Origin of the sequence: Companilactobacillus nantensis DSM 16982, assembly GCF_001435815.1 — a bacterium.
GTDB classification, from domain to species: domain Bacteria; phylum Bacillota; class Bacilli; order Lactobacillales; family Lactobacillaceae; genus Companilactobacillus; species Companilactobacillus nantensis.
Map to the genome: position 1 here is coordinate 1 of NZ_AZFV01000075.1, position 1,419 is coordinate 1,419.

Annotated in this window: 1 protein-coding gene; it reads left to right on the forward strand. The window is 33.4% G+C overall.

Annotation, left to right across the window (positions count from 1 at the left end):
• The first annotated feature begins 44 nt into the window (after positions 1 to 44).
• Complete coding sequence (locus FD31_RS13745) at positions 45 to 1,388, forward strand: IS3 family transposase (RefSeq protein WP_057893328.1); 1,344 nt, start codon at positions 45 to 47, stop codon at positions 1,386 to 1,388.
• Positions 1,389 to 1,419: the final 31 nt, after the last annotated feature.

Genomic DNA, 1,419 nt, shown 5'->3' on the forward strand with positions numbered 1-1,419 from the left:
GTGACCTATACCCCCAAAGTTAGAACAATTTTGGGGGTATTTTTGTGACTAAAATTACAATTGAGAAAAAAATAGAAATAATTGAGGAGTATATAAAAGAGAACGTATCTAAGTACTTTATATGTAAAAAATATGGAATTAACGCAACTTTATTCAGTATTTTAGTAGGAATTTATAAAATTCATGGAAAAGATAAATTAATCAATCCTCCAAAAATAACTGGGGAATCACGTGTAACTTTGATAAAGTGGAAACAAGATAATCATGCCTCAATTTCAGAAACTTGCATACACTTCGCGTTCAGATCAGTGGAGGCTGTTATACGTTGGGAAAGTGAATATAATATCTACGGGCCAAAGGCCCTCGTAGATATGCGACCGGGAGTTAAAAAACATGTCATCAAAGAGCGAAAAACAAAGAATCAAAGAGTTAGAACACGAGAACTTGTTATTGAAGATACAAAACGAATTTCTAAAAAAAACTCAAAATTTGAAGAGCTCTCAAACAAAGAACTCTCAAAAATCATCCTCGAACTCAAAAAGAAATACAGATTAATCGATATGATTGAAGCATTGCCAATCGCATTATCTACTTTCGAATATTGGCAGAAGCGGCTTTCATTAATCCATCCTGATTCTGCCCTAATGGGAATAATCAGATATGTATTTAATAAGAATAAAGGCAATTATGGTGTAAATAGAGTATCCCCCAGAGTAAGGTCCATTTGTAAAAGACTAGGAATCAAAATACCTAATCATAAAAAAATTCAAAGACTTATGTTTGAAATGGGATTGAAATGTACTAAGTTCTCGAAGAGAACGAGAAAATACGATTCTTCAAAGGGACCTTCTGGTAAAAAGGCAAAAAATGTTCTCAGAAGACGTAATGAATGTGATCGTATTTACCAGAAGTTAACATGTGATGTAACTGAATTGAAGGCCAAAAATGGAGATAAGGTTTATTTAGAATTAATTAAAGATTTATTTACAAAGAAAATTTTGGAATTTGAAATAAGTAGTCATCCTGACTTAGAATTTTCATTATCTCCATTAAAACGATTGATTCGGACTTTACCCGAAACTGGATATAGAGTGTTGTTACATACCGATCAGGGTTGGCAATATCAACATGGACAATGGCGTAAACTCTTGAAAAAGGGAAAAATAAAACAAAGCATGTCTCGCAGAGCGACATGCTTAGATAATGCAGCGTGTGAGACTACATTTAACAAGTTAAAAGCAGAAATTGGTCCTGCTGATAGTTTTGCAACAGGTAAAGAATTGACCACAGCTATGAAGGAATGGATTCAATACTACAACGAAGAAAGAATACAAAAAAAATTAGGCTACCTTTCACCGCTCGAATTCGAGCAGTTACAAGTAGCCTAAATAAAAGTTCTAACTTTTTGGGTAAACGTCA